Origin of the sequence: Rhizobium sp. SSA_523 (assembly GCF_030435705.1) — a bacterium.
Lineage (GTDB): Bacteria > Pseudomonadota > Alphaproteobacteria > Rhizobiales > Rhizobiaceae > Neorhizobium.
Map to the genome: position 1 here is coordinate 794,184 of NZ_CP129381.1, position 22,313 is coordinate 816,496.

Annotated in this window: 17 protein-coding genes; 5 read left to right on the forward strand and 12 right to left on the reverse strand. The window is 61.9% G+C overall.

Annotated features, from left to right (window positions below; translation table 11 throughout):
- Nucleotides 1–166 precede the first annotated feature (166 nt).
- Together alr and QTJ18_RS04950 are read left to right on the forward strand one after the other, a co-directional pair.
- Nucleotides 167–1,285 carry an alanine racemase gene (gene alr / locus QTJ18_RS04945; RefSeq protein ID WP_252753122.1) on the forward strand — a complete coding sequence of 373 codons (1,119 nt, stop codon included), beginning with the start codon at nucleotides 167–169 and terminating at the stop codon, nucleotides 1,283–1,285.
- Nucleotides 1,286–1,312: 27 nt separating this feature from the next.
- Nucleotides 1,313–2,566: a D-amino acid dehydrogenase gene (locus QTJ18_RS04950; protein WP_252753121.1), complete on the forward strand. Its 1,254-nt coding sequence runs from the start codon at nucleotides 1,313–1,315 to the stop codon at nucleotides 2,564–2,566.
- Here QTJ18_RS04950 and QTJ18_RS04955 read toward each other — a convergent pair whose 3' ends face one another.
- From QTJ18_RS04955 to QTJ18_RS04990, 8 genes are all read right to left on the reverse strand, one after another.
- Nucleotides 2,567–4,009 (reverse strand): sensor domain-containing diguanylate cyclase, encoded by a 1,443-nt coding sequence (locus QTJ18_RS04955; RefSeq protein ID WP_489667211.1) that lies wholly within the window; start codon nucleotides 4,007–4,009, stop codon nucleotides 2,567–2,569.
- 121 nt (nucleotides 4,010–4,130) lie between these two features.
- Complete coding sequence (locus QTJ18_RS04960) at nucleotides 4,131–5,312, reverse strand: glycosyltransferase family protein (protein ID WP_252753120.1); 1,182 nt, start codon at nucleotides 5,310–5,312, stop codon at nucleotides 4,131–4,133.
- Nucleotides 5,309–6,574: a glycosyltransferase family 4 protein gene (locus tag QTJ18_RS04965; protein WP_252753119.1), complete on the reverse strand. Its 1,266-nt coding sequence runs from the start codon at nucleotides 6,572–6,574 to the stop codon at nucleotides 5,309–5,311. The genes QTJ18_RS04960 and QTJ18_RS04965 overlap by 4 nt, the downstream gene beginning before the upstream one ends.
- A 5-nt stretch (nucleotides 6,575–6,579) precedes the next feature.
- Nucleotides 6,580–7,788: a glycosyltransferase family protein gene (locus QTJ18_RS04970; RefSeq protein ID WP_252753118.1), complete on the reverse strand. Its 1,209-nt coding sequence runs from the start codon at nucleotides 7,786–7,788 to the stop codon at nucleotides 6,580–6,582.
- Nucleotides 7,789–7,849: 61 nt separating this feature from the next.
- Nucleotides 7,850–9,022: an ABC transporter permease gene (locus QTJ18_RS04975; RefSeq protein WP_252753117.1), complete on the reverse strand. Its 1,173-nt coding sequence runs from the start codon at nucleotides 9,020–9,022 to the stop codon at nucleotides 7,850–7,852.
- Nucleotides 9,019–10,026, reverse strand: a complete 1,008-nt coding sequence (locus QTJ18_RS04980) for an ABC transporter permease (protein ID WP_252753116.1) — start codon at nucleotides 10,024–10,026, stop codon at nucleotides 9,019–9,021. Before QTJ18_RS04980 ends, QTJ18_RS04975 begins: the two co-directional genes overlap by 4 nt.
- Entirely contained in the window at nucleotides 10,019–11,920 is a 1,902-nt protein-coding gene (locus QTJ18_RS04985) for an ABC transporter substrate-binding protein (RefSeq protein WP_252753115.1), read from the reverse strand. The genes QTJ18_RS04980 and QTJ18_RS04985 overlap by 8 nt, the downstream gene beginning before the upstream one ends.
- The gene (locus QTJ18_RS04990) at nucleotides 11,917–13,800 is read right to left on the reverse strand and encodes an ABC transporter ATP-binding protein (protein WP_252753114.1); all 1,884 of its coding nucleotides are present in this window, start codon (nucleotides 13,798–13,800) and stop codon (nucleotides 11,917–11,919) included. The genes QTJ18_RS04985 and QTJ18_RS04990 overlap by 4 nt, the downstream gene beginning before the upstream one ends.
- A gap of 337 nt (nucleotides 13,801–14,137) precedes the next feature.
- Here QTJ18_RS04990 and QTJ18_RS04995 point away from each other — a divergent pair, with 337 nt between their 5' ends.
- The gene (locus QTJ18_RS04995; RefSeq protein WP_252753113.1) at nucleotides 14,138–15,091 is read left to right on the forward strand and encodes a glycosyltransferase family 32 protein; all 954 of its coding nucleotides are present in this window, start codon (nucleotides 14,138–14,140) and stop codon (nucleotides 15,089–15,091) included.
- Between the two features lie 5 nt (nucleotides 15,092–15,096).
- Here the strand turns inward: QTJ18_RS04995 and QTJ18_RS05000 are convergent, their stop codons facing one another.
- Together QTJ18_RS05000 and QTJ18_RS05005 are read right to left on the reverse strand one after the other, a co-directional pair.
- Nucleotides 15,097–15,828 (reverse strand): polysaccharide deacetylase family protein, encoded by a 732-nt coding sequence (locus QTJ18_RS05000; protein WP_489667214.1) that lies wholly within the window; start codon nucleotides 15,826–15,828, stop codon nucleotides 15,097–15,099.
- Nucleotides 15,829–15,844: 16 nt separating this feature from the next.
- On the reverse strand, nucleotides 15,845–16,930 hold the full coding sequence (locus QTJ18_RS05005; RefSeq protein ID WP_252753111.1) for a glycosyltransferase family 4 protein: 1,086 nt from the start codon (nucleotides 16,928–16,930) through the stop codon (nucleotides 15,845–15,847).
- Nucleotides 16,931–17,158: 228 nt separating this feature from the next.
- On the opposite strand from QTJ18_RS05005, the gene QTJ18_RS05010 reads away from it, so the two are divergent.
- Together QTJ18_RS05010 and QTJ18_RS05015 are read left to right on the forward strand one after the other, a co-directional pair.
- Nucleotides 17,159–18,487 carry a nucleotide sugar dehydrogenase gene (locus QTJ18_RS05010; RefSeq protein ID WP_252753313.1) on the forward strand — a complete coding sequence of 443 codons (1,329 nt, stop codon included), beginning with the start codon at nucleotides 17,159–17,161 and terminating at the stop codon, nucleotides 18,485–18,487.
- Nucleotides 18,488–18,536: 49 nt separating this feature from the next.
- Nucleotides 18,537–19,019, forward strand: coding sequence for a class I SAM-dependent methyltransferase (locus QTJ18_RS05015; RefSeq protein WP_252753110.1), 483 nt, complete (start codon nucleotides 18,537–18,539; stop codon nucleotides 19,017–19,019).
- Nucleotides 19,020–19,078: 59 nt separating this feature from the next.
- Here QTJ18_RS05015 and QTJ18_RS05020 read toward each other — a convergent pair whose 3' ends face one another.
- Together QTJ18_RS05020 and QTJ18_RS05025 are read right to left on the reverse strand one after the other, a co-directional pair.
- Nucleotides 19,079–19,543 carry a cyclic nucleotide-binding domain-containing protein gene (locus QTJ18_RS05020; RefSeq protein ID WP_252753109.1) on the reverse strand — a complete coding sequence of 155 codons (465 nt, stop codon included), beginning with the start codon at nucleotides 19,541–19,543 and terminating at the stop codon, nucleotides 19,079–19,081.
- A gap of 40 nt (nucleotides 19,544–19,583) precedes the next feature.
- Complete coding sequence (locus QTJ18_RS05025; protein WP_252753108.1) at nucleotides 19,584–22,304, reverse strand: ABC transporter transmembrane domain-containing protein; 2,721 nt, start codon at nucleotides 22,302–22,304, stop codon at nucleotides 19,584–19,586.
- Nucleotides 22,305–22,313: the final 9 nt, after the last annotated feature.

Here is a 22,313-nt window from a genome sequence, read left to right on the forward strand (position 1 = left end):
CGGTCGATGGCATCCAGAGAAGCAGCCACGCGGGATTCCTTCGTCACCAGGATCAATATTGGACGGATTTGAGCACAAATGCACGATTCATGCAATAATTGATAATTTCACGCATGATCGGTGAGCTATCCTGAAGCTCCGGAAAAGGCGCACACAGGATCGATCTATGGACATGCATTCCAGTCAAACCTGGCAGAAGGTCGGTGCAGCCGGCATACTGACCGTTGATCTTGCGGCGCTGCGGCGCAATTACAGGCGGATTGCGGACATGGTCGCCCCTTCGCAGGCCGGCGCCGTGGTCAAGGCCAATGCCTATGGCCTCGGCGCCGAGCACGTGGCGCAAGCGCTGTTTGCCGAAGGCTGCCGCACCTTTTTCGTCGCGGAATATGGCGAAGCGGTCGCCTTGCGCGCCCGTTTGTCGCGCTCTGCGGAGATCGTCGTGCTCAACGGCCTGCAGCCCGGAGCCGAGGCCGATTGCGCGCAACGCGGCATCATCCCCGTGCTGAATTCTCTGGAACAGACGGCGCGCTGGCGCAGCATTGCGACGCTCTGCAGCGACGGGCTTCCTGCGCTGCTGCAAGTCGATACCGGCATGGCGAGGCTCGGCATGTCGCATGCAGAGGCGGCAAGTCTTGCTGCCAATCCCGGCATGCTGGCAGGAATCCGGCTGCGCTACATCATGAGCCATCTGGGCTGCGCCGATGAAACGGAGCACCCGCATAATCACGCTCAGGCTCAGGAAATGCAGCGGATCTCGGCGTTGTTTCCGACCATACCGCTCTCCTTCGGCAATTCCGGCGGATCCTTTCTCGGCGAAGCGTTCCGCGGCGCCCTGGTGCGGCCGGGCATTGCCCTTTACGGCGGGCGATCCACCGACCGGCCCGGCGATACAGTGGAGCCTGTCGTGCGGGTGGAGGGCGCGATCATCCAGACCCGGCTCGTGGACGACGGGACGGCCGTCGGCTATTCCGCCAGCCACACCACAACCGGCAAACGGCGCCTTGCGACCGTCTCGCTTGGCTATGCGGACGGGATCCTGCGCGCGCTCAGCAATCGCGGCGCTTTCTACGCCGGCGCACAGCGCCTGCCGATCGTCGGCCGCGTCTCCATGGACAGCACGATCATCGATATCACCGATCTCGAGGGCGAGGACCTAAAGCTCGGCAGCCTTGTCGAGTTCATAGGTCCGCATCAATCGCTGGAAGCGGTTGCGGCCTGGGCGGACACGATTTCATGGGAGGTGCTGACCTCTCTCGGCGCGCGCTACCAGCGCCATTATATCTGAGACAAGAAGAAGACGGGGAAGACCTTCATGAACATCATCATCCTTGGCGCTGGCGTCATTGGCGTCACCTCGGCCTATTATCTGGCGAAGGCAGGACATTCTGTCACCGTGCTCGACCGGCAGGCCGGGCCGGCGCTGGAGACGAGCTTTGCCAATGCCGGCGAAGTGTCCTTCGGCTATTGCTCGCCCTGGGCGGCGCCCGGAATTCCGCAAAAGGCGCTGAAATGGATTTTCATGGAGCATGCTCCGCTGATCCTGCGCCCGAAGCTGGACGGCCCGATGCTGACCTGGATGATGCGCATGCTGATGAACTGCACCTCGGCGCGCTATGCGCAAAACAAGAGCCGCATGTTGCGCCTGGCGGATTACAGCCGGCTGGCGCTGGCGGAGGTTCGGGCCGAAACGAATGTGGTTTATGATCAGCGCATGCAGGGAACTCTGCAGCTCTTCCGCACAGAGGCGCAGCTGGAAGCCTCGGCCAAGGACGTCAAGGCGCTGGCTGCCGATGGCATACCATTCGAGGTTCTGGATCCGGACGGCTGCATTCGCGTCGAGCCGGCTCTTGCCCATGTACGCCACAAGATCGTCGGCGGTCTTCTGACCCCAAAGGATGAAACGGGCGACTGCTTCAAATTCACAAATCTCTTGGCAGACAAGGCTGCGGGAATGGGCGTGAGCTTCCGGTGGGGCGTTTCCGTCAAGGGGCTGGATGTTCAGGGCGGCGAGGTGAAGGGCGTCGTCACCGAGCGTGGCCTGATCGCCGCCGATGCCGTCGTCGTGGCACTCGGCAGCTATTCGCCGTTGCTGGTCAAGCCGCATGGCATCGACCTGCCCGTCTATCCCGTCAAAGGCTATTCGCTGACCATCCCCATCACCGATGCATCGAGAGCACCCGAATCGACGGTCATGGACGAGACCTACAAGATCGCCATCACCCGGCTTGGCGATCGCATCCGCGTCGGCGGCATGGCAGAGATTTCCGGCTATACGAATGATCTCGGCGCCGCACGCCGCCGCACGCTCGAACATTCCGTCACGGATCTCTTTCCCGGCGGCGATGTCTCGCGCGCCGATTTCTGGTCCGGTTTGCGGCCGATGACGCCGGACGGAACGCCGGTAATCGGGCCGACGCGCATCCGCAATCTCTACTTGAACACCGGCCACGGCACGCTCGGCTGGACCATGAGCTGCGGCTCGGCCAAACTTCTCGCTGATCTGGTGGACGGCAAGGCACCGGATATCGAAAGCAGGGATCTTTCCATCAGCCGCTATGCGGCGTGATCAGGCCTGGCGGATAAGCGTCAGACTGCGGCGCTGCTGGCCGCGCTTGTCCTCATACATCAGCGCGTCCGCCCGCTTCACGACGCTCTCCACGCTCTCGCCGTCCTCGCTCGTCGCACAGCCAATGGCAATGCTCAGCGGTGCGCTCGAATAGAACTGGTTGTTGATCTTCAGGAGTTCCTGGATCGTCTCGCTCATGGCATTGACCGCCAGGCGGTCGGCGCCGGGCATCAGAATCGCAAACTCGTCGCCGCCGATGCGGGCCGCGTGGTTCGGCCGCGAGACCGCGCCGTTGAGCACCTCGCCGATCCGCCGCAGAAGCTGATCGCCCGCATCATGCCCGAGATTGTCATTGGCATCCTTCAGTCCGTTCAGATCGATCATGATGACCGAGAGCGGACGCAGCGGCTTGCGCTCGAGGCGGTTCATCTCTTCCATGTAGAAGGCGCGATTGTGCAATTTCGTCAGCACATCATGCTTGCCGAGATATTCCAGGTAGGCCTCGGCCTTCTTGCGTGCCGTAATATCGGTCAGCGCCACCTGGACGAGCGACCAATCCTGCTCATAGCCGGGAAGCACGGAAAACTGCAGCAGCACGTAGCGCTCCGAACCGTCGAGCGCGTAATTGACCACTTCGCGCTGGTGGAAGAGGTTGTCGTTCCACAGATCGATGAGCTGCTCCTTGAAGTGCTTCTCCATCTCGTCGCGGAATATCTCGTTCTGGCGCCGGAACAGCGTCTGCCGATCGCTGGCGCAGAAAAGATCGAGCGTCGCCTGGTTGACGTCAATCACACGGATCTCGCTCATGCATTGCTGGACAAATTCCGGATGCACATCGGTGAACACCCGGAAATCCACGATGCCGCATTGCCGGACTTCCTCGATCTTGTGCTTGATCCGGCTGAAGTCCTCGACCCACAAAGATACCGGCGAGTGCTGGAAGATGCCTTCCGCATATTGGCGGTTGCGCGCTTCTGCACGCCTGGCCTCTTCCCGCTCTGTGATGTTCTCCGTCGTCAGCAGCACCTGACCCAGCGTCGCCTCGAAGCCGGGCAGAACCGTGCCGCGCAACTGTATGTCCAGCCGGCGGCCCGAAAGGGAATAATTGACCGTGTTGCTGGCAAATTCCGTCTCGCCGTCGAAAAGCGCCGCGAGTTCGTTGATATGGCTCTCCAGCATCTCATCCCGGAAGATGCGGGAGAGATTGCCGATGAGATGCGTCTGATCCTGCGCCTCGAACAGCTCCAGAACCTTTTGGTTGACCTTCAGGACGCGGATCTGCCCGGCGCATTCGGCAATACGGGACAGATCCGCACGCAAATGCGCCCGGATATCTGTAACACCCGCTGCCTTCCAGGATTCGAACTGCCGTTTGACCTGGCTGAAGTCCTCGATCCACATCGGGATCGGCGCGAGGTCGAAAATATCGGAAGTCAGCTGCATCGCCATCATCATCAACACTTATATTCATCATGAACGATACGTGCCGCCTGCGCGGCTCGCGAATCATATGCGCAAACTAGAGTATGAAGCTTAACAGCAAACTCTCACGTGCGAGATCCTGTCATGGAGTCGGAATTTTTTCGCCACTGTGGGCTTCTTCAATGAGCCGGCCGATCAGCCGCGCAGTGTCCTGCGCACCGGAAAGCCCAATGCCTGGAGGCTTGGACCTGCGGCTTTGACCGGCCAGGGAGACGGCCCGAGCCAGCTTAGAGCCGCTCAGTTCCTCTTCGCGGACCACCTGGGCAAGCCCCATGGCCTCGAGTTTCTGCGCGCGCACGGTCTGCTCCGTTTCGCCGCCGGAGGCGAACGGCACCAGGACAGAGAGGACGCCGGTGCGCAAGACGTCGCAGACCGTGTTGTAGCCGGCCTGCGATATGGAGATGCTGGCATTTGCCAGAAGGCCCGGGAAATCCGGCCGAAACCGCACCAGTGTGACATGCGCCGGCGTCTGGCGGGACAAGCGATCGAATTCCTCTGCCGGCAGATTGGGGCCGGTGATCAGGCACCAGCTGCGTGCGTCATCAAGCAAGGCCTGCGCCTCGATAGCGGCGCCGATCAGCTGCGCCCCCACGGCGCCACCCCCCGCCGAGACGACGATATCGAACCGGTCTGCCGCCGGGACCGGCGGCTCCGGCGCGACCAGGCCTGTATAGTGGACCTTGCCGGTGATGCGCGCAGCAAGCGGAAACGTGTCTTCCAGCCGCACGAAAGCCGGATCGCCATGCACCAGGACGCCGTCGAAATCATCTTCCACGAGTTGCGCCGTCTCCTCGTCGCGTCCCGGCTTGCGGTTCTCTTGCAGAATATCGCGCACGGAACTGAAGAGGAGCGGTCGGGGCCTTGCGGTCCTGATCGCCTCCAGAAGCGGCAGCAGTTCGAACCGCATCTGCCGGCGACCAAAGGGAAAGGCCTCGATCAGCACGGCATCCGGCTTGATCTCGTGAAAGGCCGAGAGCAGCGCGTCGACGCGCCTGGCCTTGTAAGTGTCGTCCACCGGTGAACCCTGCGCATCGGCGAGACCTGAAAACGCGCTGTTGGAGGCAAGGATGGCCGGCAGTTCCACATGCCGCACCGTCTTGTCGGGAAAACCCTCGATCCGGTTGCCGCCCGTGACCATGGTCACGTCCAGGCCACTCTGCTGCATCGCGACCGCAATCCGGCTGGCGCGGACCAGATGCCCGATGCCCAAGAGGTGCTGGACATAGAAGAAAACGCGCCGCCTCATCTGCCCGGTGTCATTCATGACGGCGTATTGCTCCCCTGGTCGATCGCCCAGCTTTCCTGAAACAGCCGGTCGAGATCCTGGATACTGTTGCGGTGGTCGAAATCCCGACGCACCTTTTCCTCGGCCCGCGCGCCAAGCGCAAGACGCAGGGCGGGATCGCCGATCATCCGCTGAAGCGCTCTGGCCAGGGCCGCCGGATCGTCCGGTTCGACCAGTAGACTGTTCTCCTGGTCTTTGAACAGCTCGACTATGCCGGACACGGCCGTGGAGACCACCGGCAGGGCCTGGCTCGCGGCCTCGACCATCACATTCGGCAAGCCGTCGCGGTCGCCATCTTCGGTGATGCGGCAGGCAAGGGCAAAGAGATCGCTGTCGCGATAGTGTTGCAGAACATCCTTCTGGTCCAGGGCGCCTTTCCATTCGATGCGCGGCGATAGTTTCAGTTCATCCGCCAGCTGCTTCAGCCGAGCCAGCTCATCGCCGCCGCCAATATGGGTGAAGCGCCAGTTGATCTCCGATGGCAGCCGGCTCAGAGCCTGCAGCAGCACATCATAGCCCTTTTTCCGGACCGCCCGACCGACGCTGACAATGCGAACCGGATCCTGCGGATCCCGGCCGTCCCTGGCCGGCCGTCCGTCTCGCATGGGCGGAAAACGATCAAGGTCGAGACCGTGGTAACTCAGATGCACATGGCCGCGGCCATCGGCCAGGCGCGTGAGCTGCTCATATCCGACCCGGGTGCAGGTCACCGCCCAGGCGGCCTCCTGCAGCTTCTCCCGCAGGTCCCAATCCTCAGACGTCCAGATATCCTTGGCATGGGCGGAGACAGTCCATGGCATTTCGCCGATCAGCGCGGCATAGCGGGCGACGGAAGCCGGCGTGTGGATGAAATGCACGTGAAGCCATTCCGCATCGTTCGGCCACTCGGCCACCAAGACGGCGGCCTGGCCGAACCTGCGGATGCGGTTTCGCGAGACATCTCTCCGGAAATCGCTCCAGAAGGCCCGCAGCGCAGTCTTCAGACCTTTCCGTCTTGCCACGGCAAGAAGCGCTTTCAGCACCCGCACCGGTTCTTCATGAAGATATTCCGGCAGGTACCAGACCGGCGCCTGGATTTCGTCATGCACCGGGTGGCGCTTCTTGTCGGTCGGACGCCGCATTGCGACGAGTTCCAGGCGGAAGCCGGCCCGTTCCAGTCCCAGAAGCTCCTGGGCGATGAAGGTTTCCGAAAGACGCGGATAGCCTTTCAGCAACACGACGATCTTGCGCATGCGCGGCATGGCCCTCAGCCTTGCGCGAGGGAAAGATGCGGGTTTCCCTTTTCCCGAAGCCATCCTTCGACGACTTTCGAAATGGTCGGGAGACCCTCCATCTGCAGGCCCGGCGCCGTGACCGAGGGCGGCTGGCGCTTCAAAAGGTCCTTGATGGCGGAGGCGAAGCGCAGGTTGTCGGCTGAATCATCGGCCGAAAGCATGCTCACCAGGCCGAGCTCTTCCGCCCGGGTCGCCCGGATGAGCTGCTCTTCCCGCGGCTGCGTGCGCGGAACGATCAGTGCCGGTTTGTCGAAAGAGAGAATCTCGCAATAGGTATTGTATCCGCCCATCGCGATCACGGCCCTGGCGCCGGCGATGCGATCTTCCATCCGGTTGTCGAATTCAAGAATTTCCAGATGAGGATGGCCCTGGCACGCTTCGCGGAAGTGGTTTCGCTGCTCTGCCGACATATAGGGGCCGAGCACGATCACCGCCTTCTGCGTCAGGCTCGGATCCGCCGCATAGGCGCCGATCACATCGCGCACGAGATCGGCCCCGTCCCCGCCACCGCCGGTGGTGACGAGAATGTAATCATCCGGCGTCACCCCGGCCGGCAGGGCTTCCGCATAGGATTTGCGCTGCAGGAAGCCGACGAACCGCATCTTGTTGCGCACCGAAACCGGCACGTCGATTCCCGTCAGCGGATCGTAGAAATCCGGCGGGCCGTAAACCCAGACATCGTCGTAGAGGTTGCCGATCTTGTTCAGGACGCCGTGGCGTTTCCATTCCGCTTCCAGAAGATGCGGGGCATCCATGACATCGCGCAGTCCGAGAACAAGCGTCGTGCCGCGTGTCTTCAGATAGGCGAGCGTGTCTTCCACCTCGCCGCGCAAGCCGAGCGGTTCCTTGTCGATGATGAAGATGTCCGGCTCGAAACTCTCGGCCGTGTGGCGGATGATCGACTGTCGCATCTTCAGCGTTTCCTGAAGATCGATATGCCGGTCCATCGAGGTATACTCGCCATTGCGCAGCTTGATCACGCTGGGGATCTTCACGAAGTCGACGCGTGCGCGATAATCGAAGGCGCCGGCAATGGTGGCCCCGGAAATGATCAGCACATTCAGCCCGCGGAAATCTTCGACGAGCGAATGGGCAATGGTCCGGCAGCGCCGCAAATGGCCCAGGCCGAACGTGTCATGGCTATACATGAGAACACGGGCATTCCCTAGACGTCTCGGCATACTCTGTCTTCTCCTTAGAATTCCAAGTGCCGGACACGCCTCCTCGCGCGTTCCGATGCTGTCATTTATACGGATCTGCGGCATCTCTAAGTCCGTCGCCCAGGAAATTAAAGGCGAGGATCACGAAAATGACCGGGACAACCGGAAACAGAAGCCAGGGATACAAGGCAAGGACGCTGACCGAGCGGGCCTCGGTCAAGAGGACACCCCAGCTCGTGATCGGCGGCCGCAGGCCGAGACCGAGGAAGCTCAGCGTCGTCTCGCCGAGGATCATTCCCGGTATGGTCAGGGTGGCGCTGGCGATCAGATGCGACATGAAGCCCGGCACCAGATGCCGCCCGATGATCCGCGGCGTTTTCGCCCCCATCAGCTGCGCGGCAAGCACATAATCCTCCTCCCGCAGGGCGAGGAGCTTGGATCGCACGGCGCGCGCAAGCCCTGTCCAGTCCAACAGGCCGAGGATGAAGGTTATGCCGAGATAGACCAGCAGGGGCGACCAGTCGACGGGCATGATGGCGGCAAGCGCAAGCCACAACGGAATGGTGGGAATGGACTGTAGGACCTCGATAATGCGCTGCACGACGAGGTCGAACCAGCCGCCCCAATAGCCCGCAAGCCCACCGATCACGATTCCGAGAACGAAGCTGGTCATGACGCCGAGCAGGCCGATGGTGAGCGAAATCCGGGCGCCATAGAGGATGCGGGAGAAGATGTCGCGGCCAAGCCGGTCCGTTCCCATCAGGAAGAGTTGCCCCCCTTCCGCCGGACAGACAAAATGAAAATTCGCGTCGACCAGGCCCCAGAAGCGGTAAGGCTCGCCGGCGCAGAAGAAGCGCAGGCGCTGCACATCCGTCTTGTTGTCGGAATAGACCCGGCGCAGCGTCTGCATATCCAGTGTCATCGTCTGCCCGTAGACGAAGGGTCCGACCAGCTCGCCTTCATGAAACAGACGAACCTGCTGCGGCGGCGCAAAGATGAAATCCATGTTGCGGCTATGCACCTTGTAGGGCGCCAGCATCTCCACCACGGTGATCATCAGATAGCCGATCAGAAGCACGATCCCGGAGATCAGCGCCAGGCGATGGCGTTTGAACCGCCACCACATCAGCTTCAGCTGTGAGGCCTGATCGGCAATGGTGCCGGATGTCGCCATATCCTCGGCATAGGGATCGAAATCCGTCTGGCGCACATAATGCGGAAGTGTGTCGGATTGAGTGGGCGAAGAGGTCGTCACTTGGTGCTTCCTCCCCGCAGACGGATGCGCGGATCGAGCAGCGCCAAGGCAATATCGGAGACCAGGACGCCCAGCACAGTCAGGAAGGCGAGGAACATCAGGAAAGACCCGGCCAGATACATGTCCTGGCTCTGGAGTGCGCGGATGAGCATGGGACCCGTTGTCTCGAGCGACAGGACGACGGCCGTGATTTCGGCGCCGGAAATGACCGCCGGCAGGATGGAGCCGATATCGGAGATGAAGAAATTGAGCGACATGCGCAGCGGATATTTGACCAGCACGCGGAAGGGATGAAGGCCCTTCGCCTTGGCCGTCATCACATATTGCTTGTGCAATTCATCGAGGAGGTTGGCGCGCACCCGCCGCACCATGCCCGCGGTGCCGGCCGTGCCGATGATGATCACCGGGATCCACAAATGCTCCAGGATCGACCGGAACTTCTCCCAGCTCATCGGAGCATTGAGATATTGCTGATCCATCAGATGGCCGATCGATGTGCCGAACCAGATATTGGCAAAATACATCAGCACGAGGGCCAGCACGAAATTCGGCACAGCCAGGCCAATAAGCCCGAGCAGGGTCAAGCCGTAATCGCCCCAGCTATATTGATGGGTGGCGGAATAGATGCCGATCGGAAAGGCGATCAGCCAGGTCAGGATGATGGTGACCGTGGAGACCAGGATCGTCAGCCACAGGCGGTCGCCCACGACATCGGCGACAGGTAGCCGATATTCGAAGGAGTAACCGAAATCGCCGACAAACATGCCCCCCACCCAGTTCAGGTAGCGGATGGGCATAGGCTGGTCGAAACCATATTGCGCCCGCAACTGCTCGATCTGTTCCATATCGGCCTTTTCGCCGATCGCCTTCAATTCCTCCACATAGCTTTCGAAGTAGTCGCCCGGCGGCAGCTCGATGATGGTGAAGACCAGCATGGAGATCAGGATCAGCGTCGGGATCATCACAAGGATGCGCCAGAGAATGTAACGGATGAACTCACGCATCGCGGTCGTACCAGAATGTATCCGGCATGTAGACGCCGAGATAGGAGAGTGGATCATAACCGTAAAGCCCCTCCGCCGGCACGTTGCGAAGGCTTCGCGCGTGGACGATCGGCTGCAGGGTGGCATTGACGGTCCCGATGGTGAAGACCTGGTCGGTGAATGTGTGCAGCATGCGCTGCCAAATCTGCTCGCGCTCCGCAACATCCTGCGCATTCTGCCATTGCGTCAGAAGATCCAGCAGATGCTGAGCCTCCGGCAGGTCCGGTGCGCGTCCATCACTGCCGCCCGAGAGGCTGTGAAGACCCCATAGCGGCCATTGCTGCTGGCCGTCAGTGGTCGGCGCCAGCTCCTTCGGCGACATATCCGCCGTCGCGATGCCATTGTCGATCCCCTGCCCGACCGTCATGATCGTGTCGCCACCCTTGAGCCTCCGGCGCAAGAGTTCGCGCTGGGATACACGAACGAAGATCCGGATGCCGATCTCGGCCCAGTAATCACGCACCAGTTCGAGAACGTCGCCCTCGACGCTGTTCTCGCCTGCCGACTCCACCGTAATATGCGCCGGACGGCCATCGGCCAGAAGGCGGGTGCCGTGAATGTTGCGTTCCGACAATCCCGCTTCGTCGAGAAGCCGGTTCGCCGCCTCCGGATCAAAAGACGCCCAGGCGGTACGATAGGCCTCGTTGAACAGCGGACTAGCCGGCAAGACAGTATTGGCGCTCTCGCTGGCCAGCCCGAAGAAGACGGCCTTGTTGATTTCCCGGCGATTGATGGCGAGCGACAGGGCGCGGCGCACCCGCACATCCCGCCAGAGGGCGCGCCAGACATCATCCTTGCAGTTGAGGTTCGGGAACAGGCAGACCCGCGAACCCTGGATGCGCTTCCACAGATCCACCTTCAGCGGGTAGCGCTGCTCGGCGCTCTTGAGGAAGGTATAATCGGAAAAGTCGAGATTGGTGAATTGCAGGTCGCTTTCGCCGGTTCCGGTCTTGGCGGCGATCAGGTCCGACGAACTGACATCGAGCAGGACGCGGTCGACATAGGGCAATTGCTGGCCGGCTTCATCCACCCGGTGGTAATAGGGATTGCGCTCGAAGACGAAGCGCCCCGAGGGAGGAGCGGTCCGATTGCACCAGGCATCCAGCGTCGGCAGGTCCGGATTTTCCGGCCGCACCGTGCGCGACATGCGCTGGAAGAGGGCCACCCAATCCTTCACATGCTCCTTTTCGACAAGCTCCTTCAGCCGTTCCTTCGTCTGATATTTGCTGTGAAACTGCCGGAGATAGGCGGATGGCATCATCAGCCTCAGCGGCGAGGCCGAGGCGATATCGGTCAGGAAATCCGGGTTAGGCTCATCCCAGCTGTAGCGGATCGTCAGCGGATCCAGAACCTCGAAACGCGGCTCGTGGCCATTGACCTTCAGACTGGCCGGCATGCCCCCGCGATAGAGTTCGGCATCGAGGAACATGTCCTCCCAGACGAAACGGAAATCCTCGGCGGTAAACGGAGAGCCGTCGGACCACCGATGCCCCTCGCGCAGGCGGAAGGTGAAGATGCGCTCCTCTTCGATCTCGAAACCGGCGACGAGATCCGCTTCCAGTTCCAGCCTTTCGTTATAGCCGACCAGCCGCGCATAGGAGATGACGGGCATATAGCGGATATCCCGCTGGCCACCGATCAGAATGCGCAGTGATCCGCCATAGCGGCCGGTCGATCGGCCGCTGGCTGAGAGGTTGACGAGCCGGGGATTGCGGGGCAGTCGTTCCGCGACCGGCGGCAGAGGCGTGCCATTGCCGGTCTCGCTGACAAAGCCGGAATCGCGATAGGCTGCAAGAAGTTTTCCCGGCACCAGCGTGCCGGCCAGAAGCGCCAAAGCCTGTCGCCGCGAAATCATGGCCTCAGCTCCCTCGCATCGACATCACGGCGCGCCAGGACCAGATGTCCCCCGCCAAGATCGGCATGAACGAGTTCATCCGCCCGCTCGGACTGAAACTGACGCGCCCATTCCTTGCGTGCGATGCTGCTCGGCATGCCGACGGCCGAAAAATCGAGCGGGTGATCGAGATTGGGCACCGGAACCGCCGCCAGCAGCTTCTTCGTATAGGGATGAACCGGATGCCGCATGATCACGTCACAGGGGGCGATCTCCACGATACGACCGGCATACATGACGGCGACACGATCGGCCATGTAGTTCACCACGGCCAGATTATGCGAGATGAACAGGTAGGTCAGGCCGAGGTCGCGCTTCAGGTCCTTCATCAGATTGAGAATCTGCGCCTGGATCGACACGTCGAGCGCTGAGACCGGTTCGTCGCAGATCAGAAGGTCCGGGCTCAGTGCCAGCGCGCGAGCGATCCCGATCCGCTGCCGCTGGCCCCCGGAAAAGCTGTGCGGGTAGCGGCTGAGGGCGCTGTCCGGCAGACCGATGGCGCGGATCAGCCGGCTGACGGCATCCAGGCGGGCAGCGGCATTGCCGCGCTTGTGGATTTCCAAGGGCTCGCTGACGATGTTTCGCACCGTCATGCGCGGCGAAAGCGAGGAAACCGGATCCTGGAACACCATCTGGATGCGCTTGCGCAACAGATCGAGATCATCCCCCTCCGCCTGCCGGATATCGACCGGGCCGTTTTCGCCGTGATAGAGGATTTCGCCTGCATCGGCAGTCACGCCGCGCATGAGGATCTTGCTCAGCGTCGTCTTTCCGCAGCCGCTCTCGCCGACCAGGCCAAGCGTTTCGCCGCGCAGAATCTCGAAGCTGACATCGTTGACGGCCAGGGTCGGGGGCGGCGGCGACAGGCCGAATCCCCCGCCGCGTTTCGACTGAAACGATTTCGATACGTGGCGAACCTCGAGCAGAACCGGTGACAGGCCGCTGCCGGCCGCGCACGGCTCAAGCAGGCCTGCGGTCTCCACCTTGATCTCGCGCAGCGGCTTCAGTCGCTCGTCGCGCGCCATCTCGAAATCGGGCACGGCATTCATCAGACCCTTGGTATAGGGATGGGTCGGGCTGCGGAAGATTGCCTCCACCGGCCCCGATTCCATGACCTCGCCCCGATAGACGACGGAGACTTCATCGGCCATGGTGGCGACCACGCCAAGATCGTGGGTGATCAGCAGCATGGCCATGCCCAGCTTGGACTGCAGGTCCCGCAGCAGCTTCAGGATCTGCGCCTGGATCGTCACATCGAGCGCCGTGGTCGGCTCGTCAGCAATCAGCAATGAAGGATCGCAGACCAGCGCCATGGCGATCATCGCCCTTTGCCGCATCCCGCCCGACAGTTCGAAGGGATACATGTCGAAGGCTCGGCCGGGATTCTGGAAGCCGACAAGGCCGAGCATGTCCTCGCACCGTTTGCGACGCTCGCCCGATGTCAGAACCCGGTGGATCTTGAGGCTTTCCTCGATCTGATTGCCCACCGTATGCATCGGCGAGAAGGACGTCATGGGCTCCTGAAAGATCATGCCGATCCGGTTGCCGCGAATGGCGCGCATCGTGCGGCCGTCTTTTGGCAGCGCCAGGAGATCGACTTCCTCTCCCGTCTCGGGATCGTTGAACAGGATTCGGCCACCAATCCGGGCGGAAGGCGTTTCGATGCCGACGATGGTGCGGCCCAGGACGGACTTGCCGGAGCCGGATTCGCCGACAAGCGCGGTGACCTTGCCCGGACGAACGCGCATGCTGATGCCGCGGACGGCGCGGATATCGCCTCCCATCATGGGGAAGGAAACGGTCAGGTCTTCGACGCGGAGCAGGTCCGTGCGTTCTCTCATTAACAGATTTTCCCGAAACCCGCTCGGCGCGCTCCGCTGCAGGCATGTTCCCAGATTTTTTTCAGACCGTATCTCAGCGTCTTGCTCCTGTCCATGATCAACGGCTACAAGACCTTGCAGCTCAAGACATTGATCTGATTCATGATCCTTGTCAGGACGGCGACAGTTTCGAAGAATTCGCACGATGGCTTGTCGGTTTTGACGGTCGTGGCGCGATAACCTCGTCCTGTCGGCCCGCGCTGCCGCCGGATCTGCCTCGTCGCATGCCATGCATTTGCCGCATCTTTGGGTTCGAGGGCAATTCCACACCTTCTTCCGAACAGGGACGATTTCGCGCATGACGCCGCTTGAAAGCCTCCGACAGATCCGCGCCGCGATTGCCGCTGGAGATCACGGCGCGGCGCGCACGCGGCTCGACCAACTTGCGGCCGATGCGCAGGAGGACGCCGCGCTCGGCCCCCGGACGATGCTTGGCCTGCCTCGCAAGGTCCACTCGACCTATCTGAAACTTGCAAAGGCGGAACGCCGGACCGTGGAGCGCATGGGCCTTCAGCAAAGCCTTGTGCCGCCGCCGGAGCTTCTGGCGCCCTTCATCCGGTTCACCTCGGCAGAACGTCGGGCCATGAACGCCATCAACCGCGAGCCGGTGCCCCGGATCCTCCACCAGATCTGGATCGGCTCTCTGCCCCTGCCGCAGGGCAGCGAAGCCTGGCGCGACCATGCCCAGGCTCATGGCCTGACCTATCGGCTGTGGCGCGAGGAGGATCTGTCGCAACTGGGCGTGATGGAAGACCCCGTCTTCGCGCATATGCTCGCCGCCGGGGACTATCCCGGCGCCGTCGATTTGGCCCGATATGCGGTGCTGGCCGCAGAGGGCGGCATTTACCTGGACTGCGACTGGTATCCGGCGCGGGACGATGTGAGCTTTGCCGATCTCCTGCCGATGACGGGCCTTGCGGCCTTGGCCGAGGACACGCCGCGCGCGACCGGTATGGGGAGCCTGTTGCTGAGCAATGCCTTCATCATGATTCCCGCCGGCCATCCGGTCTTCCAGCGGATGCTCGCAATCCTTCCCGAGGTGATCCGTCTTTTGCCCGACGGGCCGGCCTGGTGGTCAACCGGACCGCTGATCATGACGCTTCTGATGCGCGGAACCAGCGTTCTGGTTGCCGATGCCGGTCTTGTCTCGCGCACCCTGCCACGCCGCGCCGCCTTCGCGGCCGTGGAAGAGGCGCGTGCGCAGACCCTCGCTGATGATGGTGGATTGCTGATCGGCTGGAAATCCTGGTGAAAGCCTCAGACTGACAAGATCTGCTGCGGCGAAAGCCAGCGGCAGGCGGGGTGGCTCGCGGTGAGCTCGAACAGGGCGTCGATGACCTGCCAGGCCTGCTCGTCATGCACCAGATGATGGGTGAGAATGCCGATCGCCGGGACCGGCTGCTCGCTCTCCAGCAGGTCCAGGATATCGCTGAAGATCTGATCGCTGTCGCGGCCGCCGCGCGTGCCGCGCCAATCCATGATATCGACATGCGTATTGAGAAGCGGCAGAGGTGCTGGTCCTTCCCGGCCGAATACGGAGAGCGCGGCAAAACCGGCAGATGGAAGCCGCGCCACGATTTCAGGCGCAATCCGGTTCCACGGCGGAACCAGCATTGCAAGGCAAGCCGGCCCATGGAGTTCCTGCAGCTTTTCTCTGCCCTGGCTTAACTGCGAGAGCACAGCCTCGGCAGGACGATGGAGCCCGAGCTCCTGCTTCTTCGCCGGCGGCTCCGCGTGGTTTCGATGCGACCAGCCATGCACGGCGACCAGGGCGTGCCTTTCCCGCTCCAGCCGCTCGGCGAGCGGCCTCCCCGTCTTTTCGGGGATGACCGCAAGCGTGAGGGGAATGGCGTGCTCGCCGGTGGCCAGGAGCAGACGGTCGAGCGCCTGCGTGGGATCGACGGCATCGTCGTCCCGGAGCCAGAAAGTGGCTGTCTTGCCCGTGTCGCCCAAACGGTCCAGATGGTCCCTCAGTGCCGATTGCGTCATCATCTCCATCCTTTGTTTATGCGGCGCCGCTGACATCTCGAAGAATGGCATCCAGCCTCTGGCTGGCCGCCTCCAGCGACCGCTCCTCCAGAACGAAGCGGCGTGCCGCAAGCGACATCCTGCCGCGACGCTCATCCTCCTGCAGGAGCTGCCGGATCGCCCTCCGATAGGAGGCCAGATCCCCGCCCGGCACGAGGATGCCGCTGCGCCCATCCGATACGACTTCGGACACGCCGGCCACGTTTTCGGCGATCGTCGGCAGACCTGCCGCCTGAGCCTCCAGATAGGAGAGGCCATAGGCCTCGCCATGACCGGGCCAGAGATAGAGCGACGCGGAAGACAGAACCGCACGGACGGCCTCCGCCGGCAATTCGCCATGCCAGACGAGCCGCTCGGGAGGAATGGCGGAAAAAGCATCGGCCACCTCGCTTCGCGCCGGCCCGTCCCCGACGACATCAAGCGTCCATGCCTCGTCAAGCAGCCCGGCAAGCACCGCCGCCAGGCAGCGATAGCTGCTGAGCTTGTCGCCCGGCCGCATCATGGCGACGACCGCCAATCGGCCGGCGCGCGGCCTCGGCGTCAGGAGCCGGAAGGGCGCAACATCAATGAAGGGTTGCAACCTTTCCAGACGCGCCTCGGGCACGGCCTCGTAGAGGCCCGCCCGGTCGCGGTCCGTCAGGCAGATATTCACCGCGGCCTGCCGGATGCCCTCGACGATCGCCTTTTGCGACAGCGCCCATCCGCCGATGTCGCGCCGGCGCGAATAGGAAGATTCGGCCGTGACATAGGGAATTCCGGCCTGCCGGGAAAGGATGGGGCCCAGTCGGTCGGGAGCCTTGTAATAGGGATGATAGGAGAACCAGAGATCGGGAGCGCCGGTCTGGCGCCACATCGCGGAGATGCGCGCGCGCTCCTCCTTCGCCGCGACCTCTTGTTCCGCCGGCACATCCGGGCTTGGCGAAAAGGCGCGCAGATGCGAAACGACCTCGACTTGATGTCCAGCAAGGCCGAGCGCGGCGAGCAATTGCCGCGCCATCAGCCGATCGCCGGACGGGACGGAATGTTCGGGCGATTTCAGCGGAGCGTAGAAAGCGATCTTCATGTGCGCGAATAGGGTGGCCGACGCCTCAAAATTGCAAGGGGGCTTGCTGCCTTTCCCCGCTTTTGCTCAAGGGCGCCGAGCGACAGAGGTGAACGCCCCGCATGCCGATCATCGCCAGGGTGTCGCGAGCCCGTGATCAGCCCTGATCTTGACAGGCGAGCGCCGGACAATCAACTGAACGGCTCAAGACAGGATCAGGACGAGGTGAAGCAGGTGGACCAGACACAGATGATGCCGACGGATCTCCTTGCCGCCATCGAGCAGAAGACGATCAAGGCCGGCGTGATCGGGCTTGGCTATGTGGGCCTGCCGCTGGCCATGAGCATGTCGCGCGCCGGCTTTACGGTTCTCGGTTTCGACATCGATCCGGACAAGAAGATCCAGATCGAGACACACAAGAGTTACATCGATGCCGTTTCCGATGCCGTTCTGGCAAGGGAACAGGCGGAAGGACGCTTCTCCGCCACCGACGATTTCGGCCGTCTGGGCGAATGCGACGTGATCGCCATCTGCGTGCCGACGCCCCTGACGCGCCACCGCGACCCGGATCTGAGCTATGTTGAGAATACCTGCCGCGCCATCGCCGCGAGGCTGCGCCCAGGCCAGCTGATCGTGCTGGAATCAACGACCTATCCGGGCACGACTGAGGAGGTGATGAAGCCGATCCTCGAAGCGACGGGCCTGACGGCCGGGCAGGATTTCTTCCTCGGCTATTCGCCCGAGCGGGAAGATCCCGGCAATCGCGACTTCGACACCTCGTCCATTCCCAAAGTCGTGGCCGGCGACGGCGCCGCGGCAAGCGCTTTGATGCAGGCCTTCTATGGCGCCGTCGTCAAGACGATCGTGCCGGTGTCCGGCACGCGCACCGCCGAGGCTGTCAAACTGACTGAAAACGTCTTTCGGGCGGTCAATATCGCCCTCGTCAACGAGTTGAAGCTCGTCTACGACGCCATGGGAATCGACGTCTGGGACGTCATCAACGCCGCCAAGACCAAACCCTTCGGCTATATGCCCTTTTATCCGGGACCGGGGCTAGGCGGGCACTGCATCCCCATCGATCCCTTCTACCTCACCTGGAAATCACGGGAGTTCGAGCAGCCAACCCGGTTCATCGAACTGGCCGGCGAAATCAATACTGCAATGCCGCGTTACGTGGTCGACAGGCTGGCGGAGGCCCTCGATCGGCGCCTCGGACGCGCCCTCAGCCGCTCCAAGGTCCTGATTCTCGGCCTCGCCTACAAGAAGAACGTGCCCGATATCCGCGAAAGCCCATCCTTGCGGCTGATGGAATTGATCCTCGAGCGCGGCTCCGAGGTTCTCTATCACGACCCGTTCATCGCCGAGATTCCGCGCACGCGCGAATATGGCCACCTGAAAGGCCGGCGTTCGGTCGAGCTGACCCCGCGATGCCTTGACGAGGTCGACGCGGTGATCATTGCCACCGATCATGATCAGGTCGATTACGCGGCTGTCGCACAGCACGCCAGGCTGATCATCGACACGCGCAATGTCTTTTCCCGCCAAGGCCTTCCGGCCGACAAGGTCGTCAAGGCCTGACGCAGTATCGGCCATTCATGCAAGAACTTGCCCCGATAGGAGACTGCCCGTGAGCAGACTGGATAGTTTCATCAACCGGATGAGCGCTCAGCGCGACATGCTGAACCATGTGCGCGACACTTACTCGCTGCCGGAAGGCGGCGCCATTTTCGAGATCGGCCTGGGCAATGGGCGCACATTCAGCCACTTGCGGGAGAATTTCCCCGATCGGCGCATCATTGCCTTCGATCGCAAACTTGCCTCCCATGCCGATGGCACGCCTGACCGGGAGAATTTCGTAGAGGGCGAGATCCGCGAGACGGGCCAGGCCTTTATCGGCGCCGAGGCTGCTCTGGTGCATGCTGATATCGGAACGGGTTACGACGACAAGGATGCCGTCACGCTCACATGGCTGCCGCAAATGGTGGCCGGCATGCTGGCCAGCGGCGGTTACGCGGTGAGCGGCCTGCCGCTGTCACATCCGGAACTGGAGGAATTGCCGCCGCTGCCGAATGTGCGGCAGGGACGCTATTTTCACTATCGTCGCCGCTGAACCGCCTCCTCGCAGGGAGGTCAGAGGCCTGGAGCGACGTAAATACCTGTGGAAAACCCTCAGGCGACCGGTTCGACATTGGCTTTGGCGGCCAGGCCGGGCGCCATCGCCCGGTCCCGCAGCGATTCCGCCAGAGCCCGGCTGACATCGACACGCATCTTCGGATTGTCGGCAATGATCTTGAGAAAGCAGTCCCGGCCGATTCTTAGAGCTTCCACATCGGTCCTTGCAACCGCCCGCGCTGCCCTTGGCGCCTCTCCCATCAGGCACATTTCACCGATGATGGAATTGCGCGAGGCCGAAGCCACCACATTTTCGCCAAAGCCTGTGTCTACCACCACATCGATCGTGCCGCTCAGCACGACAAAGGCGCAGTCGGCGGTATCGCCGCAGTGAAACAGCGTCTCGCCGGCATTATAGCAGATCCTTGCCGACGAAAAGGCGAGGAGCTTCAGCTTGCAAGGATCTATCCTATTGAAATAGGAGACCTGGCGCAGCACCTGCACTTCGTCCTTGAGTAACATCGCGTCCACCACCGAGCTGACACTCACTGGTGGCATTCAATCATGCTACCAGCGATTTGAAAATACCGCTTTCCTTATCAAGCGTCTCGAATGATCCGTCTTCGACCACCTGACCGCGGTCAAATACGATCACACGATGAAACATTCGTGACAGCGATGTGTTCGAAAGTACCCAAATAATTGTTGGATTATTATCCTGACCGCGCAGGAACTCGATGGTCGAGCCGACAATTTCCTCCTGCATGCGCCGGTCCAGCCCCGGCAGGGCCCGGTTGAAGACATAGAAATCCGACCGTCTGACCAAGGCACGCGCAAGGCTTAGCTTGTGGCGTTGCGCCAGCGTCAGGCGGCGGCCGCTGGATCCGACATCGAAGCTCAGGCCAAGGGCTATGAAGGATTCGTACAGCCCCTGCTCCTCCATGATCCTTGCCGCGACAGGGCGGAGTTTACCCGCGGCATCCGCCACACGATAGGAAAGCTTGCCGAACAGCACGTTCTCGCGCAGCGTCGCAGCCGCCATATAGCGATGCGGATCGTAGCGCTCGACCCGGCTGCGCAGGTCCGCCGGGAGATGCTCATAGAAACGGTCGCGTGCAGCAACGATCGCTTCCATTGCCTCCGGCGTCAGGACGCCGAGACGATAGCGGGGCTCGATGTAGTGAAGGCTGAGTCGCAGGATCTCGCCCCGCTCCTCGCGGGAGACATCACCGGCCGACCTTGCTTGCTGGCGCTGCAGGAATTGCTGGTAGAATGCGATATCGTCCGACGTGATCCGGTCCAGCTGCTGGAAGAAGGGATGGTCGGGCGGCAGGTCGGCAAAGATTTCCACGAGGTTCTCGGCAATGGTGAGGCCGATCCCGTAGAGCATGCCCGATAGATTGGTCGCATCCAGAACATCGAACACTTCCGGACTGTCGGTGATGTCGCCATCGGAAAAGCTCGTGCTGCGGGTGGCCGCGAAGAAGAGGTTTTCGCCGACCGTCGCCTCCATATTATAGGCCGCCGGGTCGAAATGCGCCACGACATGCGCAAGGCCCTCCGCTTGAAGCGCTTCCCGCAACGCATGGCGCATGGCCACCACCCGCTCCGCCAGAACGGGGTTCTCCTCGGGATCGACGAAGGAATGCAGTGCGAGCTCCATCACATCCTCGGTCAGTTGTACGGCGTCGAGCGCCCGCATGACCGATTGCTTGAGATCGTCGTCGAAGCCGCGGAGCACCGATGTGGATCGTCTGTCGATCCAGTCGGCACTGAGATCGAGATCCGGATTGCCGGCCAGTCGCGCCTCGTTGACATCCCAGCGCCGGCGAATGGCGTCGCGCCCGGAATAGCTGACCGTGGTGAAGGGCGCATGTTTCAGGCCATAGACGAGATTGTCCTTCAGCGTGCCGTGGAACAGGTAGCTGTCCGGCGAGACATAGGAGATCCGCCGCCCTGCCACCGATTCCGGCAGGTCCAGAAGATCCATTTCGCCAAGGGTGATGCGGCCGGCGGCCGGCCACACAAGACGGCCGAAGGCTCTGGCAATGCCCTCTCCCCCGCTGCCGATATTGTCGATGATCGCCACGGTCTCGCCGGGCTCGATGCGCAGATTGGCATTGTCGACCACCTTGACGCCGCTGCCGTCGATGATCGTCAGATTATGCGCATGCAAGGCACCCTCCACCGATTGCGAAGCGACAGCACCCGGCTCATGCAGCCGCGGATCGATGAGGACGCCCGGCTGGAACTGCTCTAATACCTGCTCGTATTTCACCTGCACATCCTGGCGCGCCTGATCCCAGTCGATCAGTTCCTTCAGCGGCCCTGGCAGATCCTTGTAAGCATTGATCACAGCCACCAGCTGGCCGACATCAAGCGAGCCACGCAGGGCAAAATAGCCGCCGATCGAATAGAAGAGGAACGGTGTCAGCTGCGACAGGAAGTTGTTGATGAACTTGACCAGAAATTTCCACTGATAGAGATCGAAGCGAATCTTGTAGATCTGACCCAGCCGCTCAGCGATATCGGCACGTTCGTAATTGGAGGTGTCAAAGGCATGGATCGTTTCGATCCCGTCGACGATTTCGCCGACCTTGCCGGCCAGGTGCCGCGCGGTGATCTGCCGCTGTCGGCCAAGCTCGATGAGGCGGCGGCGCATCTTCGGGATGATGCCGACCTGGATGCCGACCATGACGGCCGCGATCAGCCCCAGCCAGACATTCTGGAGAAAGATGAAGAAAAGCGCCGCCGCAGCCTGTCCGCCCAGCATGGCCGGCTGGACGAAGGCATCGCCCGTGAAGCCGCCGAAGGGCTCGACCTCATCCTTCACCATGGTGGAGATTTCGGCGCCATGAACCTGTTTCAGCGCCGCCGGCGGGAAGCGCAGGACGCGATCGACCAGTTCGAAACGGATGCGGCGCAGCAGGCGCTCGCCCAGCCGTCCCTTGAAGGTGTTGATATAGAATTTGAAGAGGCCGTTGATGATGACCAGCAGGAGAAAGACGCCGCTCAGCGCCATCAGCGTGGACAGCCGGTTGAGCTCGACCCCGTCAAAGCCGATCGACCACCCGGTAAAGGGAATATCAAAGGAGAAGGCCATGAAGAGCGCGGTCGAATCCGGCTGTTCAAAGCCGATCCCCTGAATGGGGCCGTTGATGATCTGCTTGGGAAGATCGAAGGCCGCGAAATACGGAATCATCGACAGCAGCACGATGGCCAGAATCCAGGCCTGCTGCTTGCGCGTGTGACTCCAGATATATCGAAGTAGGTTGGGTTCCATCAGCAATCA